The sequence below is a fragment of the Acidobacteriota bacterium genome (assembly GCA_016208495.1).
Classification (GTDB): domain Bacteria; phylum Acidobacteriota; class Blastocatellia; order Chloracidobacteriales; family Chloracidobacteriaceae; genus JACQXX01.
The window spans coordinates 1-17,643 of sequence record JACQXX010000100.1 but is presented as its reverse complement, the minus strand read 5'-3'; the positions used below and the strand labels follow the sequence as shown (position 1 = coordinate 17,643).

General features: G+C 53.4%; 13 protein-coding genes. 10 read left to right on the top strand and 3 right to left on the bottom strand.

What is annotated here, in order from left to right; genetic code table 11:
* Positions 1-9: 9 nt before the first annotated feature.
* From HY774_20410 to HY774_20400, 3 genes are all read left to right on the top strand, one after another.
* Positions 10-972, top strand: coding sequence for a chromate resistance protein (locus HY774_20410; GenBank protein ID MBI4750848.1), 963 nt, complete (start codon positions 10-12; stop codon positions 970-972).
* Positions 973-984: 12 nt separating this feature from the next.
* A complete protein-coding gene (chrA, locus tag HY774_20405) occupies positions 985-2,355 on the top strand; it encodes a chromate efflux transporter (GenBank protein ID MBI4750847.1) in 1,371 nt (456 codons plus the stop codon).
* Positions 2,356-2,509: 154 nt separating this feature from the next.
* Positions 2,510-3,775 (top strand): MFS transporter, encoded by a 1,266-nt coding sequence (locus tag HY774_20400; GenBank protein ID MBI4750846.1) that lies wholly within the window; start codon positions 2,510-2,512, stop codon positions 3,773-3,775.
* 95 nt (positions 3,776-3,870) lie between these two features.
* Here the strand turns inward: HY774_20400 and HY774_20395 are convergent, their stop codons facing one another.
* Positions 3,871-4,941: a formylglycine-generating enzyme family protein gene (locus HY774_20395; GenBank protein ID MBI4750845.1), complete on the bottom strand. Its 1,071-nt coding sequence runs from the start codon at positions 4,939-4,941 to the stop codon at positions 3,871-3,873.
* Between the two features lie 395 nt (positions 4,942-5,336).
* Here HY774_20395 and HY774_20390 point away from each other — a divergent pair, with 395 nt between their 5' ends.
* On the top strand, positions 5,337-5,489 hold the full coding sequence (locus HY774_20390) for a hypothetical protein (GenBank protein ID MBI4750844.1): 153 nt from the start codon (positions 5,337-5,339) through the stop codon (positions 5,487-5,489).
* Between the two features lie 352 nt (positions 5,490-5,841).
* On the opposite strand, the gene HY774_20385 is transcribed toward HY774_20390, so the two are convergent.
* On the bottom strand, positions 5,842-7,236 hold the full coding sequence (locus HY774_20385) for a sigma-54-dependent Fis family transcriptional regulator (GenBank protein MBI4750843.1): 1,395 nt from the start codon (positions 7,234-7,236) through the stop codon (positions 5,842-5,844).
* A 17-nt stretch (positions 7,237-7,253) separates the two neighbouring features.
* On the bottom strand, positions 7,254-8,339 hold the full coding sequence (locus HY774_20380) for a DUF4118 domain-containing protein (GenBank protein MBI4750842.1): 1,086 nt from the start codon (positions 8,337-8,339) through the stop codon (positions 7,254-7,256).
* Positions 8,340-8,646: 307 nt separating this feature from the next.
* On the opposite strand from HY774_20380, the gene HY774_20375 reads away from it, so the two are divergent.
* From HY774_20375 to HY774_20350, 6 genes are all read left to right on the top strand, one after another.
* Positions 8,647-9,096 (top strand): hypothetical protein, encoded by a 450-nt coding sequence (locus HY774_20375; protein ID MBI4750841.1) that lies wholly within the window; start codon positions 8,647-8,649, stop codon positions 9,094-9,096.
* A gap of 164 nt (positions 9,097-9,260) precedes the next feature.
* Positions 9,261-10,598: a TolC family protein gene (locus HY774_20370; GenBank protein MBI4750840.1), complete on the top strand. Its 1,338-nt coding sequence runs from the start codon at positions 9,261-9,263 to the stop codon at positions 10,596-10,598.
* A 13-nt stretch (positions 10,599-10,611) separates the two neighbouring features.
* On the top strand, positions 10,612-12,192 hold the full coding sequence (locus HY774_20365) for an efflux RND transporter periplasmic adaptor subunit (protein ID MBI4750839.1): 1,581 nt from the start codon (positions 10,612-10,614) through the stop codon (positions 12,190-12,192).
* A 69-nt stretch (positions 12,193-12,261) separates the two neighbouring features.
* Complete coding sequence (locus tag HY774_20360) at positions 12,262-15,576, top strand: efflux RND transporter permease subunit (protein ID MBI4750838.1); 3,315 nt, start codon at positions 12,262-12,264, stop codon at positions 15,574-15,576.
* 122 nt (positions 15,577-15,698) lie between these two features.
* The gene (locus HY774_20355) at positions 15,699-16,718 is read left to right on the top strand and encodes a lytic transglycosylase domain-containing protein (protein ID MBI4750837.1); all 1,020 of its coding nucleotides are present in this window, start codon (positions 15,699-15,701) and stop codon (positions 16,716-16,718) included.
* A gap of 8 nt (positions 16,719-16,726) precedes the next feature.
* Entirely contained in the window at positions 16,727-17,464 is a 738-nt protein-coding gene (locus HY774_20350) for a hypothetical protein (GenBank protein MBI4750836.1), read from the top strand.
* Positions 17,465-17,643: the final 179 nt, after the last annotated feature.

Sequence of the window (17,643 nt, the reverse complement as noted above, 5' to 3'; positions counted from 1 at the left end):
GGGAGTCATATGAATGCATTTTCCGGAAAGTGGCTGCTGCTCATTCACCAAATTCCTCCCAAACCGGCGTATTTTCGCGCCAAAGTCTTGCGACGGCTGCACCAGATCGGGGCACTGGCAATCAAAAACTCGGCCTACGTGCTGCCGCACAATGATGAATTGCTGGAAGATTTTCAATGGATTTTGAAGGAGATCACTGAAGAAGGTGGGGAGGCATGGCTTTTCCAAACCGATGTGATTGGCGGACTTTCAGACGACACATTAGAGGAAAACTTCCGCAAGCTCCGGGCGGAAGAATACGCGGCGTTGAATGCGGCTGGACAGGCCCTGCAGGCCACAGTGCGAGCGTTGCCACAACAACCTGAGTTGTCAGCGGTTGAAACTGAGTTCCGAAAGCTGAAGCGACGCAGTGAAGAAGTCCGCCGAATTGACTTTTTTCAGGCTCCCGGACGCGAGGAACTCGATGCCCTGCTGCTGACCATTGACGGAATCTTGTATCCGTCACCAGACACCCCCGCCGAAACAGGATTGACGAACCTGACTGGCCGCACGTGGGTCACGCGTTCCGGCATCAAGGTGGATCGAATGGCTTCAGCCTGGCTTATTCGGCGGTTGATTGATCCGGCAGCGCGATTTGTCTATGTGGATCCAACCAGCTATGCCCACGAACCAGATCACCTGCGTTTTGACATGTTTGAGGGTGAGTTTACCCATCAGGGGAACCTGTGCACGTTTGAAGTCCTGCTCGACCTGAGTGGGAGTTCCGACCTGGCCTTGCGGGCGATTGGGGAAATCGTCCACGACCTCGATCTTAAAGACAATGTCTATCAACGGGCCGAAACCGGCGGGATCAAAGCGGTAATCAATGGCATCACGCTGGAAATTCAGGACGATTCACGCCGGTTGGAAATTGCAACCCTGGTGTTTGAAGCGCTTTATCGCTTTTTTCAAACGACTCTGACTGCAAATTGAAAGGCAATTCTTATGACTTCAACCGGTACAGTGCCGGAAAACTCATCACCTGCCCGGCAACCAGTCACCTTTGGCGAAGCCTTTCGGTTTTGGGTGAAACTGGGGTTTATTTCCTTTGGCGGACCAGCCGGCCAGATTGCGATTATGCACCGCGAACTGGTTGAGCGGCGGCGATGGCTCAGTGAAGAACGATTTTTGCACGCGCTCAACTACTGCATGTTGCTGCCTGGGCCGGAAGCACAGCAATTGGCGACCTACATCGGCTGGCTGATGCACCGCACCTGGGGCGGAATTGTCGCCGGTGGGTTCTTTGTGTTGCCGTCAATCTTTATTTTGATGGGGCTTTCCTATGTGTATGCGGCCTATGGCTCGCTCCCAACCGTCGCCGGGGTGCTCAACGGGTTTAAACCAGTGGTGGTGGCAATTGTCGTTGAGGCAGTGATCAAAATCGGCGGGCGGGCGCTCAAACACAAGGCTCATTACACGATTGCGGCGCTTTCATTTGCGGCAATTTTCCTGCTCCACATTCCCTTCCCGCTCATTGTCTTAGCGGCTGGACTCATTGGTTTGGTTGGCAACCGAATCGCTCCAAATGTATTTACCGCCTCAACCGCCAAAGGTAAGGCGACAACTGATACATCGGCAACCGGTCAGCCCGAACTCCCAACCGTGATTGACGACCATGCCCCGCCACCGGCACACACACTGCCTTCCCGAAAACGGGCGTTCACAATCGCGACCATCTGTCTGGTGTTGTGGGGGCTGCCGCTACTGGCCTTGATAAGCTGGCAGGGACGCCACCACCTGCATGTGCGCGAATATCTGTTTTTCAGTCAAGCGGCGCTGGTGACATTCGGCGGGGCCTATTCGGTGCTGGCATATGTGACCCAGGCGGCGGTTGGCTCATATGGCTGGCTCAGCCAGTCCCAGGCAGTTGACGGGCTGGCACTGGCTGAAACCACCCCCGGCCCGTTGATTATGGTGCTTCAGTTTGTTGGGTTTATGGCCGGGTGGAATCACCCCGGCACGCTTACGCCGCTGTTGAGTGCGGTTATCGGAGCGTTGGTTACGACCTACACAACCTTTCTGCCCTGTTTTTTCTTTATTTTTCTGGGAGCGCCCTACATCGAGTTGCTTCGCGGGAACCAGCACCTGACCGCCGCCCTGAGCGGTATCACAGCAGCCGTCGTCGGCGTCGTCCTCAATCTGGCGCTGGTTTTCGGCAGCACCGTCATCTGGCCGCAAGGATTTTCAGCCACCACCAACTGGTGGGCGCTCCTGTGGAGTCTGGTGGCATTTGCGGCGCTGTATCGGTTCAAGATTGACGTGCTGTGGGCGGTGCTGGTCGCCGGGGGCATTGGGTTTTTGACATCAGTCTTCTGATAGGCAGACCGATTGGTAACACCATTTGGGAATGAAGCCTTTGTATTACTGGAAGGCTAAATGATTGAAAAAATTGTATTTCCCTGACCCCTGACCCCGATACCCTGACCCCAAATTGGTATAACACTTGTTCGATCTGGCACGGGATTTCCACATGAGCCGCCTCCTGACCCAAGATGGAAAATTGTTGTTTCTCACCCGTATCGTCCGATTGTTTGCCTATGGCTTTCTCTCGGTGGTGCTGACGCTGTATCTTGTTCAAGCGGGTTTGACGGATCGGCAGATTGGTCTTTTATTGACGTTGACACTGGTGGGAGACACAGCGGTTACACTTTGGATTACACTCGTTGCCGACCGAATTGGACGACGAAAGATGCTGCTCCTGGGCGCCGGGTTAATGGTCCTGGCCGGTGTCGTTTTTGCCCTGACCAATAACTTTTTCATATTGATTGTGGCTGGAATCATTGGAACGATCAGTCCCAGCGGTGGCGAAGTTGGATCATTTCTCTCAATTGAACAGGCCATCCTGTCACAAACCACCCCGAATGAGCATCGGACCCGTGTTTTTGCCTGGTACAACCTCGTTGGCTCGTTTGCAACGGCGGCTGGATCACTGGCCAGCGGCATCCTCACACAAATGTTGCAGGGAGCCGGAACCACTGCATTCCAAAGCTACCGGCTGGTCCTCATCGGGTATGGGCTGTTGGGGGCTGTACTGGGGTTGTGCTTTTTGAAACTCTCTGAAGCAGCCGAAGTCAACCAAAAAATCACGCCTCCGAAACCCTCCCGGTTTGGTCTCCATCGGTCTCAAAAGGTCGTGTTAAAGCTTTCCGGCCTGTTCATGGTGGATTCGTTTGCGGGTGGCCTGCTGGTGCAAAGCTTGCTGGCCTACTGGTTTGTGGTGCGGTTTGGTGTGAACCCAGCAGTCTTGGGAGGAATTTTCTTTGGAGGAAACATTCTGGCCGGGTTCTCAGCACTGCTTGCAGCACGCCTGGCAGAGCGGTTTGGGTTGATCAACACCATGGTGTTTACCCACATTCCCTCCAATCTTCTTTTGATTTTCGTGCCGCTGATGCCGAACTTACCGCTCGCAGTGAGCGTGTTGCTGCTCCGGTTCAGCATTTCTCAGATGGATGTCCCAACCCGCCAGTCCTACGTCATGGCGGTGGTGGCACCGGATGAACGTTCAGCCGCTGCCGGCATTACGGCTATCGTCCGCACTGCCTCAAGTTCAATCTCCCCATGTGTCACCGGGCTGTTTTTTGCACATGCGCTCTTTGGGGCGCCGTTCTTTGTGGCGGGCGGGCTCAAAATCATCTATGACCTGGCCTTATTCTATAACTTTCGTCGGCTCAAGCCCCCGGAAGAAAAATCTCTCGTCGAAAGACGAAACGCTGAACCTTCCAGGCAGCAGCTCTGAACTCATGAACCAGCGGGGGCCAAAAAATTTACAGAAGGAAAAATTTCGGGACCGCGCAAAAACCGCGCGGTCAAGAGTGCATAAATCAAAGTGCATCAATGATTTAGAGTCCTCGCCGCAACCACCCGAAAACCGAAGTCCCCGCTGCCGACCACTGGATCGTCCCTGTCGCGGTTCGCCGACCGGCAGTATTTGGCAAAGTTGAACCAAGAACCGCCCCGCATCACGCGGAATTGTTTATCGGACCCCGACTCTCGTGCACTCCCGTCATCCGGTGCCCCGGCATACGTGTCCTGAAACCAATCCTGACACCATTCCCAGACATTCCCGTGCATATCGTGAAGCCCCCAGACATTCGCCGGAAAACTTCCGACCGGCGTGGTTTTTTGACGATACTCACCTTTGGAAGCATTCCCATAAGGGTACTTCCCATCATAGTTTACCTGGTCAGTTGTGATCGTTTCCCCAAACGAGAACGGGGTCGTTGTCCCAGCCCGGCAGGCATATTCCCACTCCGCCTCACTCGGCAACCGATAGAGGTAGCCATCTTTTTTGGCATTCAGCTTTTTCAGGAATTCCTGGCAGTCATTCCAGGATACTCGCTCGACCGGCAAAGTATCGCCTTTAAAAGATGATGGATTGTTTCCCATCACTGTTTGCCATTGCGCCTGGGTTACCTGGAATTTCCCCAGGTAAAAAGGCTGGTCGAAAGTGACTCGATGCTGGGGTTGTTCACGAGTAAACCATTCTCGTTTGGCATTTTGGTCATACCGTTTCGCGTCAGCCAAAGCAGCCTCAACCTCAGCATCAGTCGAGCCCATCAAAAAACTCCCGGCTGGAATCAGTACAAACTCCATGCCAAGGCTGTTTTTAAAGGTCGGCTTGAGTGGTAGGGGTACTGGGTCCGAAACCGGTGGCGGCGTTGACGGTGGTTGAACCGGATCAGTTGGCGTGTTCGCTGATAATTTGGCTTCCAGGTGGTCATATTCGGTTTCGTGCTCATCAATAACCGCTTTGATTTCTTTAATTTTCGTTTTCAACTCAAAGCTTTTGCTTGTATCGGCAGTAATGGCAAGCTCACGCTCGAATTCAGCTAACTTCTGATAGTTGATATGCAGAAGGTCATCCAAATGCTTGAGACGTTGGCGATAGTGGGGAGCCGGCATAGAGGTTGACTCAGTTTCTCGAAGTTCACGCTTGAGCGGATAGAAAAAAACACCTGTGCGTTGAACTTTGAGCGGAAAAAGGGTTCCAATAAGGTAAGCAACAAGCAAAAGTTAGTGCCGAAGCCTCAATATAAAATACCTTTGGAAAGATGACAACCGATGAAAAATCCAACCTCCATTGCGGAAAGGTCAAACGAAGTTGACAAACTGAGTTGCCCGTCAGATGGGGTGCTGGTTTGGCACCGCGAAGCGTTGCGGTTCGGATAGCCGGTCGGTTGCGAAGCTTTGTGAGCTACCACCGGACACCGGCCATTCTCCACCCTCTCCCGCTTCGCCCGCGCACCTGCGGTGCGCGGGCGAAGCGGGGAGCAACAACGGAGTAACCTTGGTGTCCGGTGGTAGGCCCAAAAGCGGCCAACCGACCGGCTATCCGAACAGCAGCCTTTCAGGATGCTCAATCCACCCTTTCCGGAACGGAGAAATCCAACTTCATTGTGAAAAAGTTGCTTGATCCTGATATTTTCCGTCCGGAGGACGATGGACAGTAACCGGTGGCCAGCGTCGCTTTGGACACGCAACCACCGGACCCAGATCCTGGCCAGATTCGCGCCCGGATGGGCGCTGGATCAACTTCGAATTTTGTGAAATTCAAGCGTGATGACCGAACTCTTGGTTCCGGTGGCCTCTTCTCAGTACACTTCTTTGGTTCGGTCATGGGTTTCCTCTCGGTTTTTCATATTTCTTTAGGAAACCCTATACCGTCTTTCTGTTTCAAGTCTCTTATCCCTGATTTCTTTTCTTTCCAAAGATCCGTTCTGCGACACGCTCTACTGAGCTGTTACTTCGACCCGGTCGAGGAATCCTGAAAATAATAATCCCCAGTCAACAGGTTTTTCTGGGTTAGGCCGGATGTCGTTTGTACGAGTGTTCATCGAGTGCAAATTTTTGCATCCGGTAAATCAAGGCGCTACGCGTCAGGCTGAGATAGCGCGCAGTGTGGGTTTGATTCCACCCATTTTTCTCCAGCGCCTGGACCAAAATTTCCTTTTCCACTGCGTCCAGGTCAATTCCTTCGTCGGGAAGGTGCAGCGTCACCCGTCCGACGGTGGCCGCTGGCTTGATAAATGGTTCGGGCAAATCTGACAGCGTGATGGTATCGCCTTCAGCCAGCACCACCATGCGTTCAATCGTGTTTTTGAGTTCGCGGATGTTTCCAGGCCAGGGGTAGGCGCCGAGGTAGCGAAAGACGTCTTTTTCGATCCGCAGGTAGGGACGGCTGTACTTATTGGCCAGGTCGGTCAAAAACATGTCAGCCAGGATCGGAATGTCTTCCCGGCGGTCACGTAAAGGTGGAAGGACCAGCGGAACGACGTTGAGACGAAAATACAGGTCTTCCCGAAAATCTCCCTCTGCGATCATTTTATCAAGTGATCGGTTGGTGGCAGCCAGAAACCGCACATTGACCCGGTGCGGGGCATGGTCCCCAACGCGAAGAAATTCTCCTTCCTGAAGCACCCGCAGAAGTTTGACCTGGAGCGACAGGGGGAGTTCTCCGATTTCATCCAGAAAGACTGTTCCACCTTCAGCCGACTCAAGCACCCCTCGGGCATCAGCGATAGCACCGGTGAACGCCCCTTTTTTATGGCCGAACAGTTCCGATTCAAGTAGTCCTTCCGGAATCGCGCCGCAGTTGATTACGACAAACGGTTTGTCCCGGCGGCGGCTGTTCTGATGGATGGCTTTGGCGATGAGTTCTTTACCAGTACCGCTCTCCCCAGTAATCAGGACGATGGCGTCGGTCCGGGCGACTTTTTCAACCAGGGTCAGGACTTTGCGCATCCCGGTGGAGGCCCCAACCAGATTGGTGATGGAAAAATGCTCGTTGATGAACCGCTTGAGGGACTTGTTTTCCCGCACCAAATCAGTGAACTGGAGGCCCTTGGAAACCGTCAGTAACAATTCCTCACGGTTGAATGGTTTGGTGATGTAGTCGAAGGCGCCAAGTTTCATGGCGGTCACCGCCGCTTCAATCGTGCCGTGAGCTGTGATAACAATCACCATCGCCTCGTCGCTTAGGGCACGAATCCGGCGAAGGAGTTCCGTTCCGTCCATCCCTTCCATGAGCACGTCGGTGATGACGAGGGAGACCGGGTTTTCGGTATACAGCCGCAGGCCGTCTTCACCATTGGCCGCCGTCAGAACCTGATATCCGGCCTGCGTCAAATGATGATGGAGGACCCGCCGAAGGCTGTCGTCGTCGTCAACCAGCAAGAGCATTTTGGGTTCAGGGGTCATAGCCTTAGCCTCCTTCGTCAGATCGGAAAGCGGAGCCAGAGCACGGTTCCCCGATCACTTCCGTTTTCCGCCGAAATGGTGCCGCCGTTTTGGGTGACCAGTTTGCCGCAAATCGCCAGCCCCAACCCGGAACCTTTTGCCTTAGTGGTAACAAAGGGTTGAAACAGCCGTTCGCGAATTTCTTCGCTGACGCCATGCCCGGTATCGGCAATTCGGATTTCCAGCTCATTGTGCTGTAAATGTGCCCCGAGATACAGTTCGCCGCCGTCAGGCATGGCCTCCAGGGCATTCAAGATCAAGTTGATCAGAACCTGTTTGATTTGTTCGGAATCAATCAGAATCTGTGGCAGGTCAGGCGCCAAATCAGTTTTCACTTCAACCTTGTGTTCCTTGAGATGTTGTTTAGTGAGTCGGATCACCGATTGAATCAGCTCCTTGGGCGGCGTTGGAAGTTTTTCGGGGACGCGAGGTCGTCCGAATTCAAGGAATTCGGTTACCAGGCGGTTGAGCCGGGTAACTTCGGCTTGAATAATGGCGAGGAATTCACCACTGGACGCGGTCGGCGGAAGGACGGTTTCCAGTGCTTCGGCAGCCCCGCGAATCCCACCCAATGGATTTCGGATTTCGTGAACTAACGCCAGTGAAAGCTGGGCCAGGGTTGTCATCCGCTCCGCGACCATTAGTTGCTCAACGGTTTGCTTGAGTTCCTCATATGCCTGTTGCCGTTCGCTCGCTGCCTGCTCGCTCCGGGTTCGCTGGACCCGTTCCGCATTCGCCAGGATTCCGGTCACGACTGCCACAACTTGAAACAACAGCACTTCGGCTAACTGGTTGAGCATGTAGATTTCATAGTGGTCCCAATGCTGAAAAATATGCGGCAGGTAAATCAGACTGCTAAAAATGGAAGTTGCCAGCCCACCTCGCACACCGTACCGGTAGGCCGCATAAATGATCGGAACGTAGTACAACCGCTGAAAAATTTCGTGCAGGAGCAGGTATTTGGTGCTGGTCAAAAAATGGAGTCCCGTGATGAGGACCACCACCACCACGATCATCATAGTTTCCGGGTTTCCGTTCCGAATCAATCGCTGAATGGGTTCCATGTCGCCTTCCCTTTGGCCGCAGAGCGTCTGGTATCAAAAATTGGAGCGCAACCACTATGCCACTCCATAACCGCAATTATACCGTATCCGGCAGGAAGCACAGGGCGTGAAACTGTCTGTCAGGTAGACACCTCACTGTTTGTTTTCAGACACATCCCTGGTTGGGGATTGATTGAGGCGGTTCCTAACCCTCTGGTTTGATTGACGTATCCGACGATCCCCTGGTTCTCCGGGTATGGTACAGGATTTGTTCTATTATCTGGTGACTGAAGCAGTGCGCGTTTGAAACGGATTGAGGAGGTAGGTTATGAACCAACTGGAACGATTCAGAAAAACAGTGGCGGCAATGGCAGTGGTGGTGGCCCTGCTGATTGCCTTTGCAAGAACAGCAGTGACCGTTTCGGGTTTCGGGCAACCAGCCACATCAACACCAACGATTGAACAATCCCTGCCTCAGACAGACAAACCGCCGCAAACAGCGGCGGAACATCTGGCGATGGCGGAAAGCTACCGCAAGAAAGCCGCTGAATACCGCGCGGAAGCCGAATTCCACCACAAAATGCTGGCTGATTACAAAAAGCGGGTTCCTCAAACCAAGGAAGTGATTGAAAACAGCTATGTGAAAAAGATGCGTCTCCATTGTGAGCACTACATTACCGCCGCCGAATCCCTGGCTCGCGAAGCCGAATGGATGGCTGAGTTTCACACTTTTCGAGCCAAGGAAATGCAAGGCAACGAACCACGACCAAAACAATAATGCGAATGCAGGGTTGAAGTGGTTTTGGTTCTCAGTCTACGAAGGAGACGCAGGCTCAGAGCCCAGGGTGCAACTCTGGGCTCCGAGCCTGCCGCTCAGTTCCTGGGCTCAAATCCGCTTATTTTTTCAACTCTTAATTCGCATTAATAGTTGCAGGGGGCCTTATGAAATGGTTCAAGCCTGGCTCTAAAAACCCTACGGGAAGTATGTCCCTGGCTGGGTGGCTGGTGGTGTGGCTGGTCTGCGATGGCTGGTGGGTTCCGGTGGGTGCCCAGCAAACACCAATACCACCAGCCTCCGCACCTCAGCCGTCACTGGTGCTACTGCGTGACCTGGTAGCGGACTCGTTGGAGCACAACCCTGAAATCCAATCCATGGCCCGCAATTTTGATCGGATGCGAGCACGGGTGCCGCAGGCGAAAGCTTTGCCGGAACCAATAGTGACCTACAGTTACGCTGGAAACATCAACCCGTTGCCATCGTTCGACCTTCAATCCGAAGACCCCGCCAGTGCTCGAATGCTCAATTTCAGCCAGGAGTTCCCTTTTCCCGGAAAACTCGATCTCAAGGCCAAAATGGCTTCGGTCGAGGCCGATACGGAATGGTGGAAGTACGAGCAGACACGGCTCAATCTGACTGCCGAAGTTAAAAGTGCCTATATTGAATGGTGGTATTTGTACAAATCCACTGAAATCATTACAAAAAACAAAGACCTGCTTGAAAAATTCACCCGGATTTCTGAAGCCCGGTATTCGGTTGGGAAAGGGATCCAGCAGGATGTCTTCAAGGCCCAGGTCGAAATCGCCAAACTGATTGACCAACTGGCGATTTTGGAACAACGACGCCTGACCGTGGAAGCCACCCTGAACCAGCTACGATTCCGCGACCCGGAGGCAGAACTTGGGCTTCCCGCCGAACTTCAACCCCCGATGCTCACATTGACGCTGGTCCAAATGAAGGACCTGGCGCTCGCCAACTATCCAGAGTTCAAGGCCCAAAAACGCCGTATCGACCGCGAGCGATACGGGTTCCAACTGGCGCAAAAGGAGTTTTATCCTGATTTCAGTATCGGATTTATCTATTACCATCGCCCCAAATTGCCGGAAATGTACGGCATCAGCCTGGGTCTGAAACTCCCGCTTTATTTTTGGAGAAAGCAACGGCCAGCCCTCGCCGAGGCGGCAGCGGCCACGGCCATGGAGCAAAAACGATTGGAAACCCTGTCGTCGCTGGTTTTCTTCAAGCTCAAGGAACAGCATCTGGCCGTTACCACCGCCCGGAAATTGACCACCCTGTACGGCACCACCATCATTCCCCAATCAACCCTTTCGTTGGAATCCGCCATTGCCGGGTATGAAGTTGGGAAAGTGGATTTTTTAACCCTGCTGGACGGTTTACTGACGCTCCAAACCTACCAACTTAATTATTACGAACAGGTCGCCAATCAGGCCAAAGCCCTGGCTGCCTTGGAACCGCTCCTTGGAGTCGAATTGATTCGGTGAAAGGAACCTGACTATGGAACCGCAGTTGCCTCCTGACCCGCTGGAATCGCTCCCGACTGAACCACCTCTCCCGCCAACCCAGCCCCTGCCTGTTATTCGTCCAGTGCGACGAGCCACACGCCGGTGGGTTTGGTGGCTGGTCCTGGTGGTGGTGGTGGCTGGGTACATCTATCGTCGAGAGCTTCGAGATGGCCCGGTGGGCCGATATTTCGGAATCCAACCCGTGCTCCAGAAGTCAGTCGCCGAATTATATACCTGCCCGATGCACCCGCAGTACACCTCGCCCAAACCTGGCGAATGCCCGATTTGCAATATGACGCTCATCAAAGTTGCAACCCCTTCAAGTGCAAATTCAGGACCTGCCGGCGAGCGAAAAATTCTCTACTGGCAAGACCCCATGAACCCGTCAAATCGTTCGGACAAACCCGGTAAAGCGCCGGATGGAATGGATTTGGTACCGGTATACGCCCAGGATGGCACATCACCGGAGATGCCTCCAGGCACCGTAAAAATCAACCCGGCCAAACAACAACTTATCGGGGTCACCTATGATGAGGTGACGTCAAGTGCCCTGGGTCATACCATTCGAGCGGTCGGAAGGGTAGCCTATGACGAAACCAAAATTACACATGTCCACACCAAAATTGACGGTTGGATTGAACAGATTTATGTTGATTTTACCGGTAAACTCATTACCAAAGGCCAACCGCTCGTCAGCCTCTATAGCCCCGATCTGGTCTCGACCCAGCAAGAGTACCTGCTCGCGCTCAAAGCTCGTAAACACCTCGGTGACAGCCCCTATCCAGAAATTGCCGCCAGTACGAACGCACTCGTGGAAGCCAGCCGCAAACGATTGCAGTTGTGGGATATTCCGGAAGCTGACATCAAACAAATCGAGGCGCGAGGTGAACCGCTGAAATCACTGATGATTTATGCGCCCAACGATGGTTTCATCCTGACTAAAAATGCCTTTGAACAACAGAAGGTGACACCTGAAATGGAACTCTACACCCTGGCTGACCTGTCCCGCATTTGGGTGCTGGCTGATATTTACGAGTACGAAATTCCCTCCATCAAACTGGGTCAGTCCGCCACGGTGACCTTTTCAGCCTTCCCAGGTGAAACCTTTCGCGGCAAGGTGAATTACATTTATCCGCAACTCGACAATTTGACCCGGACGCTCAAAGTCAGGATTGAATTCCAGAATCCCCACTTCAAGTTGAAGCCCGATATGTACGCCAACGTCGAACTTGAGGTTGGGTACGGCACCCAGCTTTCCATTCCCGAAGAGGCGGTGCTGGATTCCGGGAGCGAGCAAACCGTATTTGTGGCACTCGACGGCGGCTACTTTGAGCCACGTAGCGTGCGGTTGGGAACAAATGTAGCTGGCCGGTACATTGTATTAAGCGGATTGAAAGTCGGTGAACGAATCGTCACCTCAGGCAATTTTTTGATTGATTCGGAAAGCCGCCTCAAGTCAGCCCTGCAGGGAATGGCCGGTTCGGGCCATTCCGGACACGGAAAGGCCGAGCCGTCAGATGGAAAACCAAATCAGAAAACCGGCTCGACTTCCCCCGACCATTCACAATATTGACCTTTTCCCAAACCCCACGCTTTCACATTCAAAGTCGGGGTGGTACAGGATGACATCAAGGAGGCGGATATGATTGACCGGCTCATTGAGTGGTGTGCATACAACAAAGCGCTGGTGTTGTTGATAGTGGCCGTGACGATAGTGATGGGCATCCGATCCATGCGTAACATCCCGCTGGATGCCATCCCTGACCTATCAGATACCCAGGTGATTGTGTTCTCACGGTGGGACCGCAGCCCAAACATTATTGAAGATCAGGTAACTTACCCGATTATTCGGTCCATGCTGGGCGTACCCAAGGTGAAAGACATCCGGGGGTTTTCCGATTTCGGTTTTTCCTATGTCTACATTGTCTTTGAGGAAGGCACCGACATTTACTGGGCGCGGTCACGCACCCTGGAATATCTCAACAACATCTTGCCTAAACTGCCGGAAGGAGTGTCAGTCGAACTGGCCCGGGACGAAACCGCGGTCGGGTGGGTTTATCAGTATGTGCTGGTAGATCAAACCGGCAAGCGCAACCTGGCCGACCTGCGATCCTTGCAGGACTGGCAGTTGCGCTATGAATTACAATCCGTTCCGGGTGTGGCAGAAGTATCCCCTCTCGGCGGATTTATACGGCAGTACCAGGTTAATCTCGATCCCAATGCGCTGACGGCCTATCAGATACCAATTGACAAGGTCATTGAAACGGTTCGTCAGGGGAATAACGAAGTCGGTGGACGCCTGGTCGAATTTTCCGGGCGGGAATATATGGTCCGTGGACGAGGGTACATTCGGTCCAAAGCCGATATTGAACAACTGGTTGTGGCCGTCAACCGCGAAACCGGCACTCCGGTCCTGATAAAACAACTGGGGAAGGTGGTTCTGGGGCCTGATTTGCGGCGTGGGGTCGGGGAATTCAATGGCGAAGGCGAAGCCGCAGGTGCCATCGTCATTATGCGGGTAGGAGAAAATGCACTGAATGTGATCGCTGGCGTCAAAGCCAAATTGGCGGCAATCGAAGCCAGTTTGCCGCCGGGGGTAACCGTGGTGACCACCTATGACCGATCCGAACTCATTCGGCGTTCGATTGACACCCTCAAAGAGACCCTGATCGAGGAACTGACCGTGGTCAGCCTGATTATTCTCATCTTTTTGCTCCACGTGCCGAGCGCCCTGATTCCCGTGATCACGATTTGCGTGGCGGTGGTCATCGCCTTCATCCCAATGGAATATCTGGGCGTCACCGCCAACATCATGTCCATCTCAGGGATTGCGATTGCGGTCGGAGCCATGGTGGATGCGGCCATCGTCGTGGTCGAACAAATCCATAAAAAATTGGAGGAATGGGAGGCCCAAGGGCGACCCACCCCGCGGCATACCGTTATTATTCACGCTGCAAAAGAGGTTGGTGCACCGAGTTTCTATTCATTGTTGGTGATCGGCATTTCATTTCTGCCCATCATTGCTCTCGAAGCCCAGGAAGGCAGGTTGTTCAAGCCCCTGGCGTTTACCAAAAACCTGTCAATGGTGATGGCGGCTATCCTGTCAGTCACCCTGGTTCCGGCCATCGCGGTGCTGTTGATTCGCACCGACCGGTTCCGATTTCGGCCACGATGGGTGAGTTCGATAGTGAATGCGGTGCTGGTTGGAAAAATTTATAGCGAAGAGCAGCACCCGTTGAGCCGGTGGTTGATGCGCCTGTACCAACCAGTGGTGGAATGGGTTCTCCGACATCAATGGCTGACCATTCTTGGAGCAGTCCTGGTAGTGGCTCTGACCCTTCCGATTTATTTCCGATTGGGATCAGAATTTATGCCACCTCTGGATGAAGGCACCTTGCTCTACATGCCCACAACACTGCCTGGCATTTCAATCACCGAGGCCCAACGGCTGCTCCAGATTCAGGACCGGATCATCAAATCCTTCCCAGAAGTGAAAACGGTGCATGGCAAAGCAGGGCGCGCTGAAACCGCCACCGACCCAGCCCCTTTCTCAATGATGGAAACGGTGATTGTGCTGAAACCGGCTTCCGAATGGCCGAAAATCCCCCGCTGGTACTCTGCCTGGGCACCGGAGTGGTTACAGAATTGGTTGCGCCGCGCCTGGCCGGACCACCAAAGCACCCAGGAGTTGATTTACGGGACCGGCGGACTCAATGAAGCGCTCCAAATTCCTGGAACCGTGAATGCCTGGACGATGCCTATCAAAGCGCGGATTGACATGCTGACCACTGGGGTCCGGACTCCGGTGGGCATCAAAATTCTGGGACCGGATTTAACTGTCATTGAGCACCTTGGCCAACAGATTGAAGCGGCTTTGCGCCCGGTGAGGGGAACAGCGAGTGTGTATGCCGAACGCACCGCCGGGGGATATTTTATTGATTTTGAGGTGAAACGTACCGAATTGGCGCGCTACGGTTTGACTGTGGCACAGGTAGAGATGGTGATCATGTCTGCCATCGGCGGGGAATCTGTCTCCACCACCATCGAAGGTCGTGAACGATATCCGATCAATGTCCGAAATTTTCGGGATTACCGCAGCACGCTGGCCGATCTGCGGCGCATTCGGGTCCCCACCATGGGCGGCCCCCAGATTCCACTGGAACAGTTAGCCGATCTGAAAATCGTCACCGGGCCAGGCATGATTCGGAATGAAAACGGGAGATTGAGCGGTTATGTGTATGTGGATGTGGCCGGTCGGGATGTCGGTGGATTTGTCACCGACGCCAAGGAAGCCGTGCGTGCCGGCGTCCAGATTCCCCCCGGCTACACTCTGACCTGGAGCGGCCAATATGAGAGCATGGAGCGGGTTGCCAACCGATTGTTGTTGGTTATTCCGATCACCCTCCTGGTGATTGTTTTGCTTCTGTATTTGAACACGCAGTCGCTGGTAAAGACGTCCATTGTGTTGTTGGCGGTGCCGTTTTCAGCGATTGGAGCGATTTGGTTGCTCTATTTCCTCGATTACAACGTCAGTATTGCCGTGTGGGTCGGATTAATCGCGTTGTTGGGGGTAGATGCCGAAACCGGGGTCTTTATGTTGCTCTATCTGGACCTGGCATATGAAGAGGCCAAATCCCAGGGAAAGCTCAACACCCGTGACCAACTCCATCAGGCAATTGTGGAAGGCGCCGTCAAACGCCTTCGGCCTAAGTTAATGACTGTCATGGTTGATTACATCGGCCTGCTGCCGGTGTTGTGGGCCACCGGCACCGGATCCGACACCATGAAACGAATTGCCGTGCCGCTGGTGGGCGGGATGCTGACTTCATTTCTTTTGGAATTGGTGGTGTACCCGGCGATTTACGAGGTCTGGCGTTGGTATTTCCACGTGAGAAAAGAAGCCGCCGGGATTCACCAACCTGACCACGAACCAGCCCCAACCTCAGTCATCAGCTAATACCAATTAGGGTTCATGGGATCGGATTCATGGTTCAGGAAAATGCAATTTTTTCAATAATTTAGCTGTTTGCTAATACGAGGATGCCATTCCAAAATGGTATAAGAGTTGAAGAGTTTGTTATGAAACATGGTACTGGTAATCACCATTTTTCAGTCGCCATCGGTCAGGTACCCGTCTTTTGTCTTACACTGCTGGGAATGGTTCTGGGGTGTCAGGCCCAAACCAGTGAACCCCGGACCTCCGCCCAACCAGCCTTGACCCAGACCCAGCGGACCGCCCTTCCGGGCACGGTGGAAATTTTGCTCGATGACCTGTACCGGCAAACCGAGCGGAAAGCCCGTCTCGCAGAGTTGCAGATGCTGGCCGAGTCGGCTTTCCGGAATGGCGAAACCCTGCTCAAGCAAGGAAAACAGATGGAAGCAGAGGCTGTCTTTGAAAAAGCCCGGCAGGCACTGCTTGAATCGGATGAAGCCGCGTTTTACGAACCGACCATTCACGTGACGTTTCTCGAACTGTCCCGTCACGTGGCCGAACTCAAAGGGGTCAACAGTCCTGCCCCAGGTACCAGACTTGAACTTTCCCAACCTGGACAAACGCAGGTGACCAGGTCCGTCAAATTTTTCAAAGGTCAAGGGTTTAAGACTGCTTTTTCCCGCTTGAAAGAGTATGAACCCATGATGCGACAGGTTTTCCACGAGGAGGGCATACCGGAGGAGTTGATTTTTCTCGGCCTGGTCGAAAGCGCCTACAACCCTTTTGCCCGTTCCAGCGCCGGGGCAGCGGGTATCTGGCAGTTTATGAAAGGGACTGGGGAACGCTATGGCCTGCGTCAAATCGGGGATGTGGACGAACGCCATGACCCCGAAAAATCAACCCGTGCCGCAGCTCGATATTTGCGGGATTTGTTTGGAATCTTCCGGGACTGGCCGCTCGCCCTGGCTGCTTACAATGCCGGTGAGCACCGGATCCTGCGCTTGCAACGCCAGAGCGGCGCCCGTGATTTTTGGGAATTAAGCCGCCGTGGCCTGTTGCCAGATGAAACCAAAAGCTACGTTCCCGCCGTGCTGGCCGCGATCACCCTTGGTCGAAATCAACCTGTATCATTCCAACGAAGAGGCATCACGGTTCGCACCCGGTAAGGAGTTTTATGTGCATTCTTCTCATTTTGGCCAGTTTTCTGTTCGGATTTCAAAACCAGTCGCAGGTCCAAAAACCAGAACCTGGTTTTGCCGTGGAGCATCAGCATTTTCTGAAAAACCAAACTGGTCGCTTGACGATCACATCCGACGGGATTTCCTACCAATCCAAAGTGCTGAAAGAAGTCAATGATTCCAGGGTTTGGCGGTATGAAGACCTTCGCGAAATTTACATCCAGTCACCGAGAATATTGGTCCTGGTCACCTATGAAGACCAGAAATGGTATGCCGGGCGTGACCGTGTCTTCCGCTTTCGGTTTGTGGATTCCGACATCCCGCTCGATACGGTTGGGCTCCTGCGGGCAAACGCCAAACGGCTGGTGGTCACGAATCTGTGGGAGGCAGGCCCGACCCTGCCGGTCTATCAAATTCCGGTTAAACACCTGCATCGTTTCGGTGGCTGTGAAGGGGTCCTGAAAATGTATTCGGACCAATTTGTATTTGAATCCCCGGAGGATTCAACTCACTCGCGGGCGTGGGGGTATCGAGACCTTCAGGATGTCACCCGACCAAACCGGTTTCAACTCTCCTTCACCACGTTTGAACCTCAATTCGGCGGTCCCAATAAAATCTACAATTTTCAACTCAAGGAGGAACTTCCCGAAGCCGCTTACGAATGGCTGTGGAACCGAGCTTTTCCGACCAACTATCCACGTCAGGAGCCCAGTCAACCATTCAAAAACCTCTGATACTGGTTGGTAATACCATTTTGGAATGAAGCGGTCGTACAGCAATTCTTTGTTTGAATAAAAAAAGGTCAATTCAGAAAGAGAAGTCCAGGTGAAGGCGGAAGAACAAAGAGAAGAAGAAGGCAAAGGAGGCGAAAGGAAGAGGAAGCAGGAAGAGCGGGAAGGAGGAAAAGCCGAAC

What these genes read in the sequence shown, in the direction of transcription:
- HY774_20410 (MBI4750848.1), top strand. Translation starts at nt 10, where the DNA reads ATGAATGCATTTTCCGGAAAGTGGCTGCTGCTCATTCACCAAATTCCT.
- chrA (MBI4750847.1), top strand. Translation starts at nt 985, where the DNA reads ATGACTTCAACCGGTACAGTGCCGGAAAACTCATCACCTGCCCGGCAA.
- HY774_20400 (MBI4750846.1), top strand. Translation starts at nt 2,510, where the DNA reads ATGAGCCGCCTCCTGACCCAAGATGGAAAATTGTTGTTTCTCACCCGT.
- HY774_20395 (MBI4750845.1), bottom strand. Translation starts at nt 4,941, where the DNA reads ATGCCGGCTCCCCACTATCGCCAACGTCTCAAGCATTTGGATGACCTT.
- HY774_20385 (MBI4750843.1), bottom strand. Translation starts at nt 7,236, where the DNA reads ATGACCCCTGAACCCAAAATGCTCTTGCTGGTTGACGACGACGACAGC.
- HY774_20380 (MBI4750842.1), bottom strand. Translation starts at nt 8,339, where the DNA reads ATGGAACCCATTCAGCGATTGATTCGGAACGGAAACCCGGAAACTATG.
- HY774_20375 (MBI4750841.1), top strand. Translation starts at nt 8,647, where the DNA reads ATGAACCAACTGGAACGATTCAGAAAAACAGTGGCGGCAATGGCAGTG.
- HY774_20370 (MBI4750840.1), top strand. Translation starts at nt 9,261, where the DNA reads ATGAAATGGTTCAAGCCTGGCTCTAAAAACCCTACGGGAAGTATGTCC.
- HY774_20365 (MBI4750839.1), top strand. Translation starts at nt 10,612, where the DNA reads ATGGAACCGCAGTTGCCTCCTGACCCGCTGGAATCGCTCCCGACTGAA.
- HY774_20360 (MBI4750838.1), top strand. Translation starts at nt 12,262, where the DNA reads ATGATTGACCGGCTCATTGAGTGGTGTGCATACAACAAAGCGCTGGTG.
- HY774_20355 (MBI4750837.1), top strand. Translation starts at nt 15,699, where the DNA reads ATGAAACATGGTACTGGTAATCACCATTTTTCAGTCGCCATCGGTCAG.
- HY774_20350 (MBI4750836.1), top strand. Translation starts at nt 16,727, where the DNA reads ATGTGCATTCTTCTCATTTTGGCCAGTTTTCTGTTCGGATTTCAAAAC.